This window comes from Herbiconiux sp. SALV-R1 (assembly GCF_013113715.1).
In the GTDB taxonomy this organism is placed as follows: domain Bacteria; phylum Actinomycetota; class Actinomycetes; order Actinomycetales; family Microbacteriaceae; genus Herbiconiux.
This window is the reverse complement of sequence record NZ_CP053344.1, coordinates 2,813,054-2,830,568: the sequence shown is the minus strand read 5'-3', so window position 1 is coordinate 2,830,568 and position 17,515 is coordinate 2,813,054. Positions and strand designations below refer to the sequence as shown.

The window sequence follows — 17,515 nt, the reverse complement described above, 5'->3', positions numbered from 1 at the left end:
GACCCAAACCGTACCCGCGGCTAAACGGAATCCAAGAGCGTCTCTGCGGATGTTGACAGTTGCGAGGCTCCTGGAGTTGAAGAGCAAGAGCGGGTTTACGTTCTCCGCTCGCGCTAACCGATCAGTCTTCCGCCGGGCCGCCGTCGAGGTCGCGGGAGCGGGGCTGCACGACGGGCATCTCGTCGATGCCGCCCGAGAGGCGGGCGATGGCGGCCTCGGCGTCGTAGTTCGGGTCGGGCACGATGAAGGCCGTGATGATCGCGTGGTACGAGATGGCCGCGAGGGACACCTCCGCGGGGCGACCCTCGTTGTCGACGTTGTAGCGGCCTTCGACGAGGTCTGGGATGGTGGTGCGGGCGATGCCAAGGCCCTCGATGATCGCTGCGGCAGCGACGACAAGGGGACGGTAGTCGTCGTTGAGGTCGGGGCGGAGGCGGTAGCCGACGGCCGGCACGATGTTGCGGTAAAAGACTTCCATCTGGTCGAGGAAGGCGAGCTCGCTGTTGCGCAGTGCCTCGATGATGCGCTCGCGCACGCGCGAATCGGGGTACGAAAGAGCGGTCGACGAGAGGGCCACATAGGTGCGCCACTGGATAGAAGAGGTGACCGACTCGAAGTTCTGCTCGGCGGCGAGGCCGGTGACGTCGACGAGGATGCGGCGGCGGCCTTCCGGGGTGCGGAGTTCGTCGGCGCGGAAGCCGAGGTACTCCCACGTCGCGACGAGTGATTCCTCGTCAGCGCGACCGGGGGAGACCTGGTTCGCAACCTCGCTCAGGAGCTCCTCGAAGAAGGCCTCCTTCGAGTCCCAGATGCGGTAGACCGAACTGCGCGGAACGCCTGCCTCTTTAATGAGGTCGTCCATCAAGAGGTGCTCGAAACCGACCGTCAGTCCGTTCGACTGCACGAGCGCCATTGCTGTGTCGAGGAGCTTCGTTCGTACTTCATCTTTCGGTACGCGAGTGCGACCGGTGGCGGACTTCGTCCAGCTGTTCTCCGACATGAAAGCCCCTCTCGGAACCATCTTGGGACATAGCGTCCCAAGTTGCAAACGACTTGCCGCACTTCTATGCTCAGGTCAACGGCATCATGCTCTTTGCGGACACGCCGGAAGGTCATCCACCCCCTGAAAACGGAGGATCCGAAGTGCTCCGATTCATGCGTCACACGTGGGTGCCAGCGCGGAAGTCGGCTCGTGTCGCGGATTGACAAATCTGTCAGCAACGCGGCGGTCATCCCCGTCATCACAGGCTCACCCGCCTTCCTCTCCGACCCCGACGCGCGCCTCGCCACGGGCATCATCGGCATCAACGGGATCGCCCGTCCGGGCTTCGAAGAGGTGTACCGGCAGCACTTCGAGTTTCGTCGCCGCGTGTACGTTGAGCAGACCGGTCAGCTCGACCCCTCGGACCTCTCGGACGACGGCCTCGATCGTGATGAAGACGATGCGCGCTCAGTGACTTTCGCGGTTCTTGAGAACGCCCCTGAGGGTGTGCGGATTGTGGGTGTGGCACGCACAATCATTAAAGGCGCGGATGGCGAAAGCCGGCCGCTGCCAGTCGAAGACTTCTGCCCCGAGCTGTTCGCCAACGACCCGCTCGCCGACGGCAGTGTCGAGGTGTCGCGGGTCATCGCCCGCCACGAGCGCGTTGCTATGCAAGAACTCGTGCAGTGGCACCTCTTCGCGCTCATGTCGTCGTACTTCACGGCCCACGACGTCGGACGCACGTTCGCGATCATCGAGCCGTGGCTCGAGCGTCATCTCGCCGGCGTGCTCGCCATCTCGCGCATCGGAGAGCCCCGTTACATCGAGCACTACCTCGACTACAACCTTCCGGTCGAGTTCGATCTCGACGGCTCCGCGGCGCGGATCAATGAGCGCAACGCCACCATCCTCGGCCAATTGATTGAGGCAGACGGCTCACTCGAGTACTTCGGTCGCGTTTCGCGAGCACAGCGCGAGGCGGCGGCTGCGCTCGCCGACGCTGCGGCCGCACCCGACCAGACGTTCTCGAGCCCGCGCACGGCGCGCACTGAAGAGGCTGTGGTCGAGGGCGGATGAAATCCGTAGACTCGCTGGAGTTCTCGCGTAATTTCGGGTTCTGGAACGAAGCCGAGCAACAGGCGCTCATCTCGTCGCGAGTCGCCATCGCAGGGGTCGGGGGCGTGGGCTACCAGGTGGGGACCAAGCTCGCGAGGATGGGCGTCTCGAGCTTCAGCATCGCGGACCCCGAGGAGTTCGAGGCGCAGAACGCGAATCGCGTCCCCGGTGCGACAACCGCGACCTACGGGCGCTCAAAAGCCGACGTCTTCCGCGATGAGGTCAAGGCAATCAATCCGCGGGCTCAGGTGCACGTCTATCGAGACGGCGTGACCGTCGAGAACGTCGACGAGTTCATGCACGGCGCGACCCTGGTGTTCGACGAGTCGGAGACGATGCATCCGGAGATCGGAACGACCATCGCACGCACTGCTCGCCGGCTCGGTATTCCTGACGTGCTGGTCGTGAACGTCGGCTTCGCTGCGCAGGTCACCGCTTTTCATCCCCGCAGCCGGTGGACGTTTGAAAGATTCATGGGGCTCTCGGAGACCGCGCCATTGGACGAGGTGGCTCACTCAGAAGTGGACTTCACCCGGTTCCTCCCGTACGTCCCGCCTTACTCCGATCTGCGTGGGTTGATCGCGATGACGACACTCGCTCCCGACGGTTCGAGTGTGTCGCTGCCCTCGATCTCTCCCGGGGTCGACCTGGCTAGCGCCCTCGGCACGACGCAGGCCTTTCTGCACCTGACGGCGGCAGCAGGCATACGGAACCGCCGCCGGCGGCCCATCTGGGCGCCGCGCCTCGGGTATCTCGATGCGTACACCATGCGCGGCCGAGTGCTCCGGGCCGGGCGGGCCGCTCACTACCGCCACGTCGTCTCGGCTGCGGTCCGAGACCGGCTGGGGCGCAACCCCCAGGGTGCGTACACGCACGCCGACATCGCGCGCAGGAGCGCCGAGCGCTCCTAGCCGGCTCGCACCTGTTGGCGGAACCAGAGCTCGTCGGCGCAGTCCTCTGAGCACGCGTGCCACGGGAGCAGGAGCTCGGAAGCGTGCAAGCGAAGGCCGCAATTGCGGCACGCGGCGCGGGTGAGATGTCGCGGGGTTCGAGGCATGCGGCCAGTCCACCAGAGCAGCAGGCCCACTGCGTCATGGCTAGCCAGCACCATTCCACCGACGGCGGACGCTAGCGTCTGAGCGCGTAGATCGCCCCGGCCGCGACCGTGCCGAGCGAGCCGCCGAAGGTGTTGGCCACCACGTCGCGGTAAGTGGCGAAGCGGTGGGGGAGCAGGAGGTATTGGAGGAGCTCAATCGACGTCGAGGCCGCAGCGCAGATGACGAGCGCGAGCCACCACCAGCGGCGCCCCAGCACGAGACCGATGAGGATGCCGAGAGGCACGAACATGCCGACGTTCGCCGCGAACTCGACCTGCTGGTAGCCGATCGAACGAGGAAGGCCGTGTGCGTGGAGCTGCGAGATGAGTCGTAGGAGGTCAGACCGCGAGCCCGCGTCGACCGGTGACGGCCAGAACACGACGAACGCGACGCCCAAGCCGTAGAGCACGAGCAGGACTGCGGCGATGGTGCGCAGCACGGGCGCAGACGAGTTCCTCATATGGAACCAGGACTTTAGCCGATCAGGCTGGGGTGGTTGTGTGCGCAGACCGCGGTACGCGGGCGACGCGGTACCGCCCGGACAGGAAGCCGATGACCCACTCGATGGGCCCCTTGCCGATGAATCGCCACCAGAGGATGCCCGCGGCCGGCACGGCGAGCACCACAAGACACCAGGCGGCGTAGTTGTTCTCGCTGAACGTCAGGGCTCCGCTTCGGGCCAGCCAGGCGACGATCGCCACCTGCAGCACATAAAGGGAGAGCGCCACGGTGCCGATGGCTCGGAAAGGCACGAAGACGGCGCGGATGACTCTGGCCGGCGCTTCGGCTCGCACGGCTGCCAGAAGCATGATGGCGGCGAGGGCGCCGAGCACGAGGCCGGTGTCGTGGAGCGTGTCGAGGTAGCTGCCCGACGGGCCGCGCTCGACTGAGAAGACGCGCCGGATGACGAAGTCACCTCCCCAAGCCAAAGGAGCCAGGATGAGCATGGTCCAGGCCAGCCTCCGCGAGGTGAAGCCGATCCTGAACACCACGGCACCGAACAGGAACCAGGGCAGCAGATTCGTCACCCTGTAGTGCGGGTTCAAGAACACCCAGTCGATGAACGTCGCCCCCAGGCTGCCCGGGAGCGCCATGGTGGGTTCGACCACGTCCAGCACGAAAGCATTGATCGGCGCGCCGGCGACGACGATTACGGCGATCACCGCAATGAGGGCCTTCGTGGGGAGAAGCAGAAGCGGCGTGCCGATCGCCAGCACGATTCCGAGGAACGACAGGATGATGGCGATCCAGCTTCCCCAGGTCTGCAACCAGACGCCCAGAATGACGAGGATGCATCCGCGGATGACGTTCTGAACGATCACGGCGCGCACGCCATGCGGTTCGAGGCGCGTCTTCGCGATGACGATCGCCGTCGCCATTCCCATCACGCACGCGAACAGGGGAGACGCGACGTCGTTGAGCTGACGCTCGAGGAAGCGGACGGCGCCGGGGACTTGGGGCACCAGAGGAATGGCATGGGCCACGAGCATGGCGAAGATCGCGAACCCGCGAGCCACATCGGGCACGACCACGCGGTCGCCCTGCGTGCGTGGGGCGACCGGCCTCACCGTGTGGACTCCCGACATCGACTTCCCCTTCCAGTCGCGTGCCCCGAGCCTAGACGTGCCCGTCGGCCGGAGGGAAATGGTTGGTTGCTGTCAGCCCACTATCCCGTCATCGGGCGTGCTTATTGGCAGCTGGTGATGAAGTGCATTCGACGCAAACTTCTAGCGCTGGCGACAAGCGTCTCGGTCACACAGGCGGTGGGGCGGGGCTGTCTCGGCGATCTCCACATCCTGTTTTGGACCCGATTTGGCGACGGACACTCTGTCACAGATCAATGTGCCAGGAGCTGGGGACAGTTCCAGCTGAGCTGAGCGCCCTTATGTCCCGCTGAGGCCGGAAAGGGCGGTGCGCTAAGAAGCACAATGGGCTAGCTCTCGCCTAGAGTACGTGCCTGATGGTCGCTGCGGTGCCGACGATATCTTCTACCTGGGCTGAGACTGTCCGCACAATTGTCTGGGGCGTGAAGGCGGCACGGACGGGTGGCCGCACTGGGGTCGTCGACCTCATCGACGAACCGAGTCTAAGTTCTCTCCGTGGTCACGCACGAAGAGGGTCTGCTCTCAGCGAAGTGCTCCAGTCACTTTTGACCCGTCGGATGCGACGACCTGGTACGAGACCCGTCTTGTGCCGGTGCTAATCCTTGTGAGGAAGAAGCCGTTGTCGCTTGTGGTTGTCAGAGCGACGCTCCCGCCTGGAAGGGTCGTAATCGTAAGCGATACACCCGGCGCGGGCTTGGTTCGGTCGTTACGGAGAAATACGTATCCCGTGATTACTGCGGTCGAGTTGTTCATCGGGCCGACTTGGAATGCATCGCGAACGCTGATCCTGTAACTGCCGGATGCCGCGGCTGAGGGCGCAGCTATCGCAGCGACGACCACGGGGGCGGCCCACACTAAGCCAACTAAGCTACGCCGAGTAACGTGCTGGTCCGCCCCCGGGTGCTCCATGTCGACATGTTACCAATAGATCCCTTCGTAAGGCCCGGTAGCATGTCGAACATGGGGGACCTAACGAGAAGGAGCGTTGTTCGTGCTGCTTCATGGAGCGTGCCAGTCGTCGCGCTTGCGGTGGCGGCGCCGGCAGTTGCCGCGAGCATTCAGAGGCTGACATGGACGTGGACCGCCCAGTATTCGTCGGCGCGTCGCGCTGATACGGTCTTCACGGCGACGAACCCGTTTGACGTTGCAGTTGATGTCGTATTTTCAGCCCCTATGTCGCAAGGAGTTATTGAGCTCGAGGCCTATGGGACCGGGGCGTGGGCTCCCACCGAAACGGGCGACCGGCTGATCCTTATGGCGACTGTGCCACCGCACAGTTCTCTCCCGACTCAGTCCATCACATACCTCGCCCGATCGAACGTGTCCGACGTGCTCATCGGATCTCTGGCGCCCGAAGGTAACCCGGTCGTGCCGGTGATCCAACTCGTTTTTGCCTGAGCGAACCATTAGTTCACTAGCGAACAGATGCGGCGACCGACCACCTCGCTTTCAGTGGTGTGACCAGAATAGGCTCTGCGTGTGTAAAGGTGAGCGACTTTCGTGAGCCAGTCGTCATCGAGCCAATCAGTGGTTGCGAAGTGACAACCCCCGATGGGGATGGCGCGGTGATGCCTAGTGATCCGCTGCCTCGCACTTGCGCAGGTCTGTTAGCGGCCGAGTGCTGCTAACGAACGCCGTCTCGTACGTTGCCGCAGCAGTCTCCACTTGCAAGACTGCCTTATCAGGCCATTCCCTGCCGGTCGTGCGGCGACTCCCAGTTGCACACGGTCCACCGCGCGCGGCGGGACCATTTCGCCCCAAAGCCGTCGCGTCGCTGATGGCGTCCTCGAGTTCTAACCAACGAGAGAGGCGCGGGCGCGGTCAGGCCTCGAGCCCATGCACGGGCACGCCGCTGGTGATCCGGTTGATCGCGTTCGCCCACCGGCCCGAAGATGTAGCACCCGAAGTCGAGACAGTCGCAGTGATGTCCCACAAGGGGTCCTCGTTAAAATCGGCGGGCGGTGTGTCCGCATACCCCACCCCGATGTCGATCACGACCGGAGAATGAGGCGCAATTCCGGCGGGAACCGTGAAGATAACGTCTGTGCTTCCGAGGCCAGTCGGAACGATCACCGCCATATCCGACGTCAACGACCTGATCAAGACGTCAGGAGCGCTGCCCCAGTTCCCGTCAACACGTGCCGATTGCAGTCGAAACTGCGCGGACCCCAATACCGGCTCATCGCCAACAACGATAACTATCTGGCCTGGACCTTCCAAGTGCAGCACGTTCACCGGTATGGTGCCCTGGGTGCCCGCAACTGTCGTCACGTTGGCTCCGAAGGCTAGCATCGGCGACCCCGTCGAAGCTGTCGCCAAAGGTGCGGCCGCCGCTATCGCCACTACTGGTGTGGCCCAGACTCCGGCTCGAACCACGGTTCGCCTCGATATATCCCCCATGCAGGCCATGCTGTCTGTCCACGCCTTCCGGGTCAAGGCCCCTGGCCACCCCAGAATGGGGCCATGGCCAAGGGTGCTCCGCTTGCCTGTTGCGGCAGCACCCGGCCGGCAGATCGTCAGAGGCCGTGCTGGCCTGCTGAGCCCACGAATTGCCCCGGCAGATGCTTCACCAATGGCGAACGTCGAGAGTCACGCCCTTTAAGTGCCCAGTGAGTGCCCCCTGTCTCGATGCGTTACCCGAGGTTGATTGGGGACCTCGCGCCATAGGCAGACAGACGCTCCCGTCGTCACCCCGCGGCGTCGCCGGCGATTTCGCGGAGGGTGGTGAGGTGGGTGCGCCAGGCGGTGCGGCCCTCGCGGGTGAGGGTGAGGGAGGTGCGGGGCATCTTGCCGGCGAAGGACTTGCCGACCTTGAGGTAGCCGGCGGTCTCGAGGGAGGAGACTTGCTTGCTCAGGGCGGAGTCGGTGATCTCGACGGCGTCGCGCACCTCTTTGAAGGAGAGGGTGCCGGCGCGGTCTAGGGCGGCGACGATCGAGAAGCGCACGGGGTTCTGCAGCAGGTCGTCGAGGCGGTGCCGGGGGTGCGGGTGCGGGTGTGGCTCGGTGACGGTCACGAGCGCGCCTCCCGTGCGGCGCTCACGAAGGTCACGACGAGGATGAGGCCCGAGGTGACGGCTGCGAGCGGCAGAGAGCCGTGCGCCCAGACGACGACCGCGATCGCTGAGGCGTAGGCCGCGAACCAGGCGGCGATGGTGATGGTCCAGCGCCGGCTGCGCGCGAAGGCCGACCTGCCGCGGACGCTCACCATGAAGAAGATGAGCAGCGCGAAGGCGACGCCCAGGGTGCCGACATAGGCGAGACCGAAGGCGTTCCCCGTCGTGAGCGCCATGGCGAAGGTGCCCATCGCAGTGGCGACACCGAACGCCAGAATGAACGTGATGTACGGCCACCGGGTCGCGTTGTGCGCCGACCGGCTGAGGCGCTCCGCTCGCGCGAGCAGCTCCCGAGCCTCCATGGGGGTGATGGTGTCGTTGCTCTGCATGATGCCGCCTTCCTTTGTTCAAGGATGGCACCTAGTTTCCAATATGGCAAGTATGTTCCGTGGTCGACACAGGCGTCGTCAGTTGCTGGTGCTGGCTCTTTCGAGGGTGATGGTCGGGTCGTCGAAGGGGCCGCTGATCGAGCAGAAGCTGGTGGAGGTCCAGTCGCCGGTCTCCGCGGTCCACGTCACGTGCATCATGAGCGCGTCGGGGTCGTCCGAGACGGGAGTAGTGATCTTCTCCTCGGCGATCGGGTTGGTGTCGGCGGGGTCGAACGGCATGTAGGTGCCCGGGCTCGCGACAGTCTCCTCGGAGAGGTCGACACAGACCTCGTAGACGGCCTCGAGGTCGTACGCCGCCGCGGCCGTCGGCTCGGGCGCGGCCGTGCCGGTCGGCAACGGTGGGGGCGTCGGGGTTGCGGAGGGCGTGGGGGCAGACGTCGGGGTCGAAATGGGAGTGGTCGTACTCGTCGGGGCAGGGGCCGCAGTGGGCGTGCACCCACCTAGCGCAATGCCGGCGAGGAGCGCGACGGCCGCCGACGCAGTAACCGTCATGTGTCGAGGCCTCATGCTGCGAGCGTACGACGATCAATGATCGCCGCACCGTGCGCAGGTGGCGCAATGAACGAACCGCACACGCCAGGAGATGGGTGTGCCCCGGTTGTGGTGTCGCGGGGCCGGTGCGATAATGGGCCTACGACGGGCCGGCTACCGGAACGTCGCCAGCCGAAGGCCCCGCTTGCGGGGCCTTCGTTCGTCTGTCACGGTTTCCATGTCCAACTGTGCACGGTGACCGGATCGATCTCCCTCGCCAGGCGGCGGAGAGTTGCCGCGGCTGCCGGGTGGCTGTCGACCACGGTGTGGCGGCGACAATGCACGTAGGCTGCAAGATCAGCTACCTGAAGTCCTGGCGTCTCTCTCGAACGCGCGAAATTGATAGGTGCCGCGATACGGGTGAGCCGGCTCGACCGATAGCCGCGCGTGCCGACTTCTTGGTAGCTCGCAAATTGACGACGGTGCGCCTCTTGCGTGGCGATCTCGTCTGCGACGATGACAATGGGTTCGTCTTTGACGCTTCGTTCGGCATGCTGATCCAAGCGTTCGAGCAGATGGCGGAAGACAATGGAGTGCGGCTGGTCAGGGTAGGCATATCGAGCGTTCAAGCGATGAATGTCCAGACCGCGGAAGAGGTACTGGACCTCCGCATGCCGGGCTGCGCGTAAGGCGGCGAGGTAGATTCCCGCGGCCTCGCGGTGTTTGCCGCGAAGCGACGCCCACTCCCCAGCGCCTCCCATGAGCTCGTGTCCGTGGAACTCGGCGTCTAACGGAGTTCCGTGTAGCCGGGAAGTGGTTGCGGCGATCTCCGCCAGCCGCTCGCTCATCTGCTCCCATGTGTGACTGTGACCCACCGCTGCGGCGACGAAGTAATGGCCCGCGTTGTACGACTCGTCGACGTATGCAACCAGCATCGCCTCTCCCCTCCATCTATAAATGAGAGTTAATCATCTACTATTGACGGGTGCCCGCCGCCCGCATGCTGAGTCTCGATGTCGTGCGGGGGGTGATGCTCGTGGTGAGCGTGGGGGTCGACTCGCTGCTGGCGCAGCCGGAGTGGTTCGGGCATGCGGTGTGGGAGGGGGTGCATCCGGTCGATCTCGTGTTCCCCGTGTTCGTGACGCTGTCGGGGTGCGGGCTCGCGTTCGCGATGCATCGGCGGGTGCGGGCGTGGCCGCTGCTGCGGCGAGTCGCGATTCTGCTCGCGGCCGGGCTCGTCTACAACGCGATCGCGCTGAACAGCTGGCGGTTCGACGATTGGTGGCTCACGGGCGTGCTGCAGCTGTACGCCGGGGTGGTCCGGTGCTCGGGCTCGTGCACCTCGTCACGCGCACCTGGTGGGGGTGGGCGATCGTCACCGCGGTCTTCGCGACCGGGCACACCGTGCTGCTCTCGGTGTGGGCGAGCGGATGCGCGGGGCTGGTTCTCACACCCGAGTGCAACCCGTCGGGGGTCATCGACCCGGCCGTCTTCGGGGCGCAGCACACCTACCACCAGGGTGCGCTGGGGCACGACCCCGTGGGGCTCGTCGCCCTGCTCGGAGCGCTGGTGAGCGCGTCGGCCGGCGCGACGGTGGGGCATCTGTTGCTCGCACCGCGGCTTCGCAACGGGGGAGTGGGGCGGAGTGTGCTGCCTCTGATCGGGGTCGCCGCGGGGGGCGGCGCTCGCCGGGTTCCTCACGATCTGGGTGCCCGAGATGGTGGCGGGCGTGCATCCGCTCGTCATGAAGAGGTTGTGGACGGCGCCGTTCGCCCTCTGGGTGGCGTCTGGCACCACGCTCGCGCTGCTCGTGGCGCACCTCGCGGTCGACCGTCGCCGTGTGGGGCGCGGCGTGCGCGCGGCGGTGTGGCCGCTCGTCGCGCTCGGACGCAACAGCCTGCTCGTCTACTTCGGGTCGCACGCGCTCATGAGCGTGCTCACGCGAGCGGCACCATCGGGGAGTACGCCCGCCGCCGAGATCGCGGCGGCGATCGCCATCGGTGGGCAGGCGCAGCTCACCTTCACGGTCGCGATGGTGGCGTTCTGGATGCTGCTGGCGGCCCTACTGCACCGCCTCGGGCTCTATCTGAGGCCGTGACGAGCATCCGCTCACTTGATCGCGATCGCGTTCGGCGGCGACCCCACCCCGCCGATCAGGTTGAGCGGCTTGCACGTCACGAAGAACTCGTACACCCCGTCGGCCGCGCACGCCGCCGCCAGCTCGTCGAGCCGCCACAGCTCGCCGAGCGCCATGCCGAGCAGCGCAATGAGGGGGCGGTGCAGCATGCCGCTGTGGTCGACCCCACGCTCGGGCGGCTTCTCGCCCGCCGAGCGGAAGTCGCTCTCGAGCACCGGGTCGGCCTCCACCGCGAGGTTGTCGGCGGCGACGAGGGCGATCTGGTGGTCCCACAGCCAGCGCACCACCTGCTCGCGCTGCGCCAGCCCGGGCGACCGGCGCCACGGGATGCGCGCCCGCTCGGCCTCGGTCTGCGCGAGGTACTGCTCCGCCCATCCCGTGCGCAGCAGGAGGAGCTCGCCGCCCTCCCACTCGACGCCCTGCTCTGCCGCCATCTCGTCGAGCATCTCGGGGCCGACCGCGATGGTGGCGGTCGGGTCGTAGGGCAACCCGTGGCGCGCGAAGTAGCGGGGCAGGTCGAGCAGCACGCCGCGACCGGCGAGACCCGACTCGGCGTAGGCGTGCACCCCGAGAGCCACCGACTCCGGCGAGTTCTCGGCGCTCGAGAGCCCGTTGTAGAACCCGTGCTCGGGATGGCCGATGTGCCGCAGCGCGTCGATCTGCGACGACGACTGCAGGTAGAACGAGTCGACCCAGTCGTCGCGATGCCACTCGTTGTTCGAGAACACCTCGTGGCGAAGCGCGCGCCGCGTGCCGGTGGGGTACGGCTCGAACGCCGTCACCGGGTGGTCGAGCCCGAAGCGGCGGCCGGTGCGGATGAGGCGCGACGCCGCCGAGACCCGTTCCGCTGTCAAGAAGTTGGCGGTGCCCAGCTCATCGCCGGGCCCGAACACACCCCAGCTGGAGCCGGACGGTGTGCGTCGGAGGAGCTCGTCATAGCTCGGAATTCTCATGAGGTCGTGCCTCTCGCGTTCCGCGGAGTTCTGCGGAGAGCGCTGACGTGGTTCTCAGCAGCTCGGTGATGATGGTCGACCCCGCGGAGAGGTCGGCCTGGGGGTCGGCGCCCAGCAGCCCGACGGTGGCGGCGATGCCGAACTCGTCGAACACGGGGGCTGCCGCGGAGAACACCCCTCCCGACTGGGAGGCGATGCAGTAGCCGGCGCGGCGCGCGGTGTAGACGGCGGCCTCGAGCTCGGCGCGCTGGGCCGAGGTCATGCCCTCGGTCATCCAGCCCATCGCCCGCTCGTCGGTGAGCTGGCCGAGGAACACCCGCGACTGCGCGGCCGTGGCGTCGAGCTGCGACCCGGCCCGCACCGTCACGACGGCCGTGCGGCTGCGGTCTTCCTCCACCAGCGTCACCACCGGCCCGCGAGCGCCCCACAGGCTGAGCACCGCGGTCATGCGCACCGCGGCGCTCAGCTCCGCCAGCCGCGGGGGAGCGATCTCCACCACCTGCCGGCGGCTGAGGGCGTGGATGCCGAGCTGCAGCATGAGCCCGCCCAGCACGAAGGTGCCGCGCCGCGGCCCACGGTCGAGGATGCCCGCCGCCACGAGCGACGCACAGTAGCGATACGCCGTGGTGCGGTTGAGACCGAGCCGGTCGGCGACGTCTGCGGCGGTGAGCTCGGCCGTGTGGGGGCCGAACAACGCGCAGATCTGGCCGACGCGGGCCACCGCCTGGATGTCGGATCCGGATGCCTCGTTCGCGCCGTCGGTGTTCGCCATGACTGAAGCGTAGTTCAGGGGGCGAACATCGCCGGAGACGAGTTCGAGAGCATCCGGAGCCGACATGGGCGGGTCTCAGCCCGCGAGCCAGGTGGTGAGCTTGGTCGACACGTCGTTGAAGTTCTCGGCGTACCAGTCGACATCTTGCAGCACCGTGCCCCCGGTGTTCGCGGGGCCGTAGACCTCGACCTGCTTCGTGAACTCGTCGAGCTCGGGCTTCGCCGCGGTGTTCACCGGCGCCACACCGAGCAGCTCCGAGATCTTCGCCACCTGCTCCGGTTCGACGACGCTCGAGATGAAGTCGACAGCCGCATCCTTGTTCGGAGCGCCCTTCGGAATGGCGAAGGCGTTGAGCGAGGCGACCGTCTCGTCCCAGACGATCGTGATGCCCATACCGCCCTGCAGGAGCGGCACCAGCCGCGAGTCGGGCAGCAGGAACATGTCGACCTGGTCGGCCTCGACCGCCTGCTGCAGCGCACCCACGTTGGGTGCGAAGGTCGTGACGTCGCGGATCTCGCCGAGCTTGTCGAGCGCGCGGTCGACGTCGAGGGGGTAGAGCTCCTCGGGGTCGACGCCGTCGGCGAGCAGCGGGTACTCCAGAATGCCGTTCTGCAGGTTCGTGACGATGCCGCGCTGGCCGGGGAACTTCTCGGTGTCGAAGAAGTCGGCCACCGTCTTCGGCCCCTCGCCCGCGGGGAAGGCGTCGGTGCGGTAGGCGACGGGGGTGGCGTTGATCCAGTTGCCGAGGTAGCACTCGCCGACCGTGCCCTCGACGAGGTCGGTCTGGTCGATGCCGCTCAGGTCGAGCGGCTCGAACAGCGTGTCGCAGTTCTGCTGGGCGGCGTAGGGGGCCGTGGCCATCACGTCCCACTGCACCGCGCCGCTCTCCACCTGCGCCTTCACCTGCGCCACGTCGGGCGGCGAGGTGTTCACGAAGGTGATGTTCGGGTGCGCCTCGGTGTAGGGCTTCTGCCAGGCCTCGATCTGGGCGTCCTGCCCGCCTCCGCCGTAGCCGACGAAGGTGATGGTGGCCGGGGCGTCGCCGCCCGAGGCGGAGTCGGTGCCCGAGGCGCCGGTGCCGGCCGGGGTGCCGCCGGCACAACCGGCGAGCAGGGCGGTGGCGGCCACGAGGCCGGCACCCGCCGCGATGATTCTGGATCGGGACGTCATTGTCATTCTTTCCTTTGCTGGTGAGGGTGTGCAGGGAGGGTGGAACGGATGCGGGGGTCGCTCAGGCGGCGACGATGCGCTGGCGCTCAGGCCGCCACCACGCGGTGACCTGGTCGCCGAGCGACAGGGCGGAGTCGAGCGCGTCGATGCGCGCCCGGCCGAGCGGACCGGTCGCCGAGAGCTCGAGCATGACCGTGCGGTAGGCGCCCATGTACTCCAGGTCGCGCACGGTGGCGGCGATGCAGTTCGCGCCCGAGGGCACCTCGGCGGGGGAGGCGGCGATGCGCACGTCTTCGGGGCGCACCACGACGGCGGCGTGGGCGGAGACGCCCGGATGCGCGGTGACGGTGGCGGGGTCGACCGACCAGGTGTTCCCCTCCCAGGTCGCCGAGGTACCCGCGCCCGAGCCGACCCCGGAGTCGAGCCCGGCGCCGACTCCAGCGCCGACCCCCGAGCCGCCCAGGTCGAACACGTTCGAGTCGCCCAGGAACCGCGCGGTGAACAGCGTGTCGGGCGCCCGGTACAGCTCCTCGGGCGACCCGACCTGCTCGATGTGCCCCGCGTTGAACAGCGCGATGCGGTCGGAGAGGTTCATCGCCTCCTCCTGGTCGTGCGTGACGAACACGAAGGTGGAGCCGACCTCGCGGTGGATGCGGCGGATCTCGGTCTGCAGTGCCGCCCGCAGGTTGCGGTCGAGCGCGCCGAGCGGCTCGTCGAGCAGCAGCGCCGCCGGGTCGAACACGATGGCGCGGGCGAGCGCCACGCGCTGCTGCTGCCCGCCCGAGAGCTCGGAGGGGTAGGCGCCGTCGCGGCCCGGCAGCTGCACGAGCTCGAGCACCTCGGCCACCCGACGCGCGGTTTCGGCCTTCGACACCCTGCGCTCGCGCAGCGGGTAGGCGACGTTCTGCGCCACCGTCATGTGCGGGAACAGCGCGTAGTTCTGAAACAGCATGCCGAGGTTGCGCTTGTGCGGCGGCAGTCGCCCCACATCCGTTCCGTTCAGCGCGATCGTGCCGCTCGTGAGCGTCTCGAACCCCGCGATGAGGTTGAGCGTCGTGGTCTTGCCCGAGCCGCTCGGGCCGAGCAGGGTCATGAACTCGCCCGGTTCGATGGTGAGCGAGATGGCGTCGACGGCGGGCGCTGCCGAACCGTAGCGCTTGGTCACCTCGGTGAGCCTGATCTGGGTGGACACGGGGTCTCCTAACGGGTCTTCTTGCGGCTGCCGATGAGCAGCGGCACGAGGAAGATGACGGTCACCACGACCACCACGAGGCTCGACGACGCCGAGATGGTGGGGTCGAGCTCGAAGGTGACGCTGTTGTACATCTGCACGGGCAGGGTCTGGAACGTGGGCGCCCTGAGGAACAGGGCGATCACCACCTCGTCGAACGAGGTCACGAAGGCGAAGATGGCCCCGGTGAGCACGCCGCGGCTGATGAGCGGCATCGTCACCCTGAGGAACGAGCGGAACGGCGGGGCGCCGAGAGAAGCGGATGCGCGCAACAGCTTGGGATCGAAACCCCCGAGCGCGGTGGTCACCGACACCAGCACGAACGGCACGCCGAGCGCCGCGTGCGCCAGCACGTAGCCCTGCAGGGTGCCCACGAGGTGCCACTGCAGGAAGGAGATGTACACCGCCACCGCCACGACGATCGCCGGGGTGACCATCGACACCATGAGCAGCGTACGGAGGAAGCCGGCGAAGCGGCCGGTGAGCCGGTTGAGGCCGACCGCCGCCGCCGTGCCGACGACCGTCGCGATGAGCGCGGCGAGGATCGCCACGAGGAACGAGTTGCCGAGCGAGCCGAGCCAGATGGGGTCGGTGAAGAAGTTCTCGTACCAGCGCAGCGAGAAGTCCTTCGGCGGGAACTCGAAGGCCGAGGCCGAGCTGAAGCTCAGCGGGATGACGATGAGGGTGGGGAGGATGAAGTAGAGCGCCACGAGGGTGCCGACGACCACGAGCCACCACGGGATGGGGTCGACTCCACGGTCGCGGCGCTTCGGCCGGCGCACGGCGGGAACGGATGCGGTCATCACTGGTCCTTCGTCTGCGAGGTGCTGGCGACGCCGAGCGCCGAGATGGTTCCGCCGAAGCGGTTGGCCCAGGCCACGAGCGCCAGCGTGATGACGAGCACCAGGATGCCGAGGGCGCCGGCTCCGGCGAAGTCGAGCAGCTGCGTGGTGCGCTGGGCCAGCAGCTGCGCGATGAGCGACTGCTGCGGCGAGCCGAGGAGGGCGGGGGTGACGTAGAAGCCGAGGCTGAGGGTGAACACGAGGATGAGCCCCGACACCACGCCACCGCGGGAGAGCGGCCAGTACACCTTCCAGAACGCCACCAGGGGAGAGGAGCCGAGGCCGCGCGCGGCGAGCAGCAGCCGGCGGTCGATGGCGCCGAGCGAGCTGAACAGCGGCAGCACCATGAACGGCAGCAGCACCTGGCTCATCGCGATCGTGACTCCGACCACGCTGCCCTGGAAGGTGACGTTCGTGACGCCGAAGAACTCGAACACGCTCTGCACCGGGCCGCCGCGCTGCAGCAGCACGATCCAGGCGTAGTTGCGGGCCATCACCGAGGTCCAGAACGGGATAAGCACGATGACGAGCAGCACCCCGCGGAGCCTGGGGCCGACCCGCGTCATGAGGTAGGCGTAGGGGTAGCCGAGGAGGAACGCCACCACGGTCACGATGACCGCGGTGAGCGCCGTGCGCCCCAGCACGGTCATGGTGACGCCGTCGGTGAACAGGCTCGCGTAGTGCTCGAGTGTGAACTCGGGGGTGCCGATGCTGCGGAAGAAGCTCTGGATGAGCGGGGTCAGCAGCACCACGGCCAGGAGGCCGAGGGCCGGCACGAGCAGCAGCCAGCTCGCCCGTGAGGTTCGAGTCGTCGTCGTCATCGTCGTCTATCCGTTCACCTGGGCGGTCAGCTGCTCCGCAGCCTCGCGCAGCATCGTCACACGCTCCTCCGACTCTCCGGAGGAGGGCAGCATCGTGGTGGTGCCGAGCACGGCCATGGCCGCCTGCACCTCGTGTCGGCCGAACACCGGAACCGCGACCGACGACAGCCCCACCCGGCCGAGATCGGCCCAGGCCAGACGGTCGCGCCGCACCTTCGCGAGCTCGGCGTTCTCGCGACGGGCCTCGTCGGCGTCGAGCCCCGCGTGCATCCGGGCCACCACCGCCGGGTCGGACTGGAACGCGAGCAGTGCCCGCGACTGCGCGGCCTTCGTCTCGAGCACCGTGCCCACCCGCACCGTGAGCACGATCGTGCCGGCCCCCGCCTCTTCGACGTGGCCCACGACGGCGCCCGACCTGCCGAGAAAGCTCACCACGGCGGTGAGCCCGGTGCGATCGGAGAGTTCACGCAGCATGGTGGGCGCGAGGGAGAGGATCTGCTGACGCCCCGACACCAGCCCCGAGAGCTGATCGACCAGCGGGCCTGGGCCGTAGCTGCTGCTCAGGAAGCCCGACACCTGCAGCGACGCGAGGTAGCGGTGCGCTGTGGTGCGGTTGAGGCCGAGGCGCTCCGACACCAGCGCGGGGGAGAGCACCCGGGTGTTCTGGTCGAACAGCGCGAGCACCATGGCCGCGCGCTCGATCGACTGGATGCCTCCGCGGTCGACGTCGTGGATCGAGACCACGGGTTCGGGCTCGTGAGCCTGGTCAGTCGTGCCGTTCATCGTCACCTCCTCCTCGAGGGTCGGGCTGTGCTGC

Annotated in this window: 19 protein-coding genes; 4 read left to right on the top strand and 15 right to left on the bottom strand. The window is 67.3% G+C overall.

Going from position 1 to position 17,515, the window contains the following annotated elements:
• Nucleotides 1–121 precede the first annotated feature (121 nt).
• Nucleotides 122–1,000, bottom strand: a complete 879-nt coding sequence (locus tag HL652_RS13650) for a TetR/AcrR family transcriptional regulator (RefSeq protein WP_171705827.1) — start codon at nt 998–1,000, stop codon at nt 122–124.
• A gap of 93 nt (nt 1,001–1,093) precedes the next feature.
• On the opposite strand from HL652_RS13650, the gene HL652_RS13645 reads away from it, so the two are divergent.
• Together HL652_RS13645 and HL652_RS13640 are read left to right on the top strand one after the other, a co-directional pair.
• The gene (locus tag HL652_RS13645; protein ID WP_216603895.1) at nt 1,094–2,059 is read left to right on the top strand and encodes a GNAT family N-acyltransferase; all 966 of its coding nucleotides are present in this window, start codon (nt 1,094–1,096) and stop codon (nt 2,057–2,059) included.
• Nucleotides 2,056–3,009, top strand: coding sequence for a ThiF family adenylyltransferase (locus HL652_RS13640; RefSeq protein WP_171705826.1), 954 nt, complete (start codon nt 2,056–2,058; stop codon nt 3,007–3,009). The genes HL652_RS13645 and HL652_RS13640 overlap by 4 nt, the downstream gene beginning before the upstream one ends.
• Nucleotides 3,010–3,226: 217 nt before the next feature.
• Here HL652_RS13640 and HL652_RS13635 read toward each other — a convergent pair whose 3' ends face one another.
• From HL652_RS13635 to HL652_RS13605, 7 genes are all read right to left on the bottom strand, one after another.
• Nucleotides 3,227–3,655, bottom strand: a complete 429-nt coding sequence (locus HL652_RS13635) for a VanZ family protein (RefSeq protein ID WP_171705825.1) — start codon at nt 3,653–3,655, stop codon at nt 3,227–3,229.
• 22 nt (nt 3,656–3,677) lie between these two features.
• Complete coding sequence (locus HL652_RS13630) at nt 3,678–4,781, bottom strand: DUF418 domain-containing protein (RefSeq protein ID WP_171705824.1); 1,104 nt, start codon at nt 4,779–4,781, stop codon at nt 3,678–3,680.
• 1,839 nt (nt 4,782–6,620) lie between these two features.
• Nucleotides 6,621–7,070, bottom strand: a complete 450-nt coding sequence (locus HL652_RS13625) for a hypothetical protein (protein WP_171705823.1) — start codon at nt 7,068–7,070, stop codon at nt 6,621–6,623.
• Between the two features lie 416 nt (nt 7,071–7,486).
• Nucleotides 7,487–7,813 carry a winged helix-turn-helix domain-containing protein gene (locus HL652_RS13620; RefSeq protein ID WP_171705822.1) on the bottom strand — a complete coding sequence of 109 codons (327 nt, stop codon included), beginning with the start codon at nt 7,811–7,813 and terminating at the stop codon, nt 7,487–7,489.
• Nucleotides 7,810–8,241: a chemotaxis protein CheY gene (locus HL652_RS13615; protein WP_171705821.1), complete on the bottom strand. Its 432-nt coding sequence runs from the start codon at nt 8,239–8,241 to the stop codon at nt 7,810–7,812. Before HL652_RS13615 ends, HL652_RS13620 begins: the two co-directional genes overlap by 4 nt.
• 78 nt (nt 8,242–8,319) lie before the next feature.
• Nucleotides 8,320–8,637, bottom strand: coding sequence for a hypothetical protein (locus tag HL652_RS13610; protein ID WP_171705820.1), 318 nt, complete (start codon nt 8,635–8,637; stop codon nt 8,320–8,322).
• Between the two features lie 362 nt (nt 8,638–8,999).
• Nucleotides 9,000–9,707 carry a DUF3800 domain-containing protein gene (locus tag HL652_RS13605; protein ID WP_171705819.1) on the bottom strand — a complete coding sequence of 236 codons (708 nt, stop codon included), beginning with the start codon at nt 9,705–9,707 and terminating at the stop codon, nt 9,000–9,002.
• Between the two features lie 50 nt (nt 9,708–9,757).
• On the opposite strand from HL652_RS13605, the gene HL652_RS13600 reads away from it, so the two are divergent.
• Both HL652_RS13600 and HL652_RS13595 read left to right on the top strand, forming a co-directional pair.
• Nucleotides 9,758–10,345 (top strand): heparan-alpha-glucosaminide N-acetyltransferase domain-containing protein, encoded by a 588-nt coding sequence (locus HL652_RS13600; RefSeq protein WP_171705818.1) that lies wholly within the window; start codon nt 9,758–9,760, stop codon nt 10,343–10,345.
• Nucleotides 10,346–10,480: 135 nt separating this feature from the next.
• Nucleotides 10,481–10,870: a hypothetical protein gene (locus HL652_RS13595; RefSeq protein WP_171705817.1), complete on the top strand. Its 390-nt coding sequence runs from the start codon at nt 10,481–10,483 to the stop codon at nt 10,868–10,870.
• An 11-nt stretch (nt 10,871–10,881) separates the two neighbouring features.
• Here HL652_RS13595 and HL652_RS13590 read toward each other — a convergent pair whose 3' ends face one another.
• The 7 genes from HL652_RS13590 to HL652_RS13560 all read right to left on the bottom strand — a co-directional run bounded on the left by HL652_RS13590 (nt 10,882) and on the right by HL652_RS13560 (nt 17,481).
• On the bottom strand, nt 10,882–11,862 hold the full coding sequence (locus HL652_RS13590) for a cyclase family protein (RefSeq protein WP_171705816.1): 981 nt from the start codon (nt 11,860–11,862) through the stop codon (nt 10,882–10,884).
• A complete protein-coding gene (locus tag HL652_RS13585) occupies nt 11,843–12,634 on the bottom strand; it encodes an IclR family transcriptional regulator (RefSeq protein ID WP_171705815.1) in 792 nt (263 codons plus the stop codon). Before HL652_RS13585 ends, HL652_RS13590 begins: the two co-directional genes overlap by 20 nt.
• A gap of 75 nt (nt 12,635–12,709) precedes the next feature.
• Nucleotides 12,710–13,804: an extracellular solute-binding protein gene (locus tag HL652_RS13580; protein ID WP_171705814.1), complete on the bottom strand. Its 1,095-nt coding sequence runs from the start codon at nt 13,802–13,804 to the stop codon at nt 12,710–12,712.
• Between the two features lie 61 nt (nt 13,805–13,865).
• Nucleotides 13,866–14,996 carry an ABC transporter ATP-binding protein gene (locus HL652_RS13575; RefSeq protein ID WP_253743279.1) on the bottom strand — a complete coding sequence of 377 codons (1,131 nt, stop codon included), beginning with the start codon at nt 14,994–14,996 and terminating at the stop codon, nt 13,866–13,868.
• 8 nt (nt 14,997–15,004) lie between these two features.
• The gene (locus tag HL652_RS13570) at nt 15,005–15,838 is read right to left on the bottom strand and encodes an ABC transporter permease (protein WP_171705813.1); all 834 of its coding nucleotides are present in this window, start codon (nt 15,836–15,838) and stop codon (nt 15,005–15,007) included.
• The gene (locus HL652_RS13565) at nt 15,838–16,698 is read right to left on the bottom strand and encodes an ABC transporter permease (RefSeq protein ID WP_171705812.1); all 861 of its coding nucleotides are present in this window, start codon (nt 16,696–16,698) and stop codon (nt 15,838–15,840) included. The genes HL652_RS13570 and HL652_RS13565 overlap by 1 nt, the downstream gene beginning before the upstream one ends.
• 6 nt (nt 16,699–16,704) lie before the next feature.
• Nucleotides 16,705–17,481 (bottom strand): IclR family transcriptional regulator, encoded by a 777-nt coding sequence (locus HL652_RS13560; RefSeq protein WP_171705811.1) that lies wholly within the window; start codon nt 17,479–17,481, stop codon nt 16,705–16,707.
• Between the last annotated feature and the right edge of the window lie 34 nt (nt 17,482–17,515).

What these genes read in the sequence shown, in the direction of transcription:
- HL652_RS13650 (WP_171705827.1), bottom strand. Translation starts at nt 1,000, where the DNA reads ATGTCGGAGAACAGCTGGACGAAGTCCGCCACCGGTCGCACTCGCGTA.
- HL652_RS13640 (WP_171705826.1), top strand. Translation starts at nt 2,056, where the DNA reads ATGAAATCCGTAGACTCGCTGGAGTTCTCGCGTAATTTCGGGTTCTGG.
- HL652_RS13635 (WP_171705825.1), bottom strand. Translation starts at nt 3,655, where the DNA reads ATGAGGAACTCGTCTGCGCCCGTGCTGCGCACCATCGCCGCAGTCCTG.
- HL652_RS13630 (WP_171705824.1), bottom strand. Translation starts at nt 4,781, where the DNA reads ATGTCGGGAGTCCACACGGTGAGGCCGGTCGCCCCACGCACGCAGGGC.
- HL652_RS13615 (WP_171705821.1), bottom strand. Translation starts at nt 8,241, where the DNA reads ATGCAGAGCAACGACACCATCACCCCCATGGAGGCTCGGGAGCTGCTC.
- HL652_RS13605 (WP_171705819.1), bottom strand. Translation starts at nt 9,707, where the DNA reads ATGCTGGTTGCATACGTCGACGAGTCGTACAACGCGGGCCATTACTTC.
- HL652_RS13590 (WP_171705816.1), bottom strand. Translation starts at nt 11,862, where the DNA reads ATGAGAATTCCGAGCTATGACGAGCTCCTCCGACGCACACCGTCCGGC.
- HL652_RS13585 (WP_171705815.1), bottom strand. Translation starts at nt 12,634, where the DNA reads ATGGCGAACACCGACGGCGCGAACGAGGCATCCGGATCCGACATCCAG.
- HL652_RS13580 (WP_171705814.1), bottom strand. Translation starts at nt 13,804, where the DNA reads ATGACGTCCCGATCCAGAATCATCGCGGCGGGTGCCGGCCTCGTGGCC.
- HL652_RS13570 (WP_171705813.1), bottom strand. Translation starts at nt 15,838, where the DNA reads ATGACCGCATCCGTTCCCGCCGTGCGCCGGCCGAAGCGCCGCGACCGT.
- HL652_RS13565 (WP_171705812.1), bottom strand. Translation starts at nt 16,698, where the DNA reads ATGACGACGACGACTCGAACCTCACGGGCGAGCTGGCTGCTGCTCGTG.
- HL652_RS13560 (WP_171705811.1), bottom strand. Translation starts at nt 17,481, where the DNA reads ATGAACGGCACGACTGACCAGGCTCACGAGCCCGAACCCGTGGTCTCG.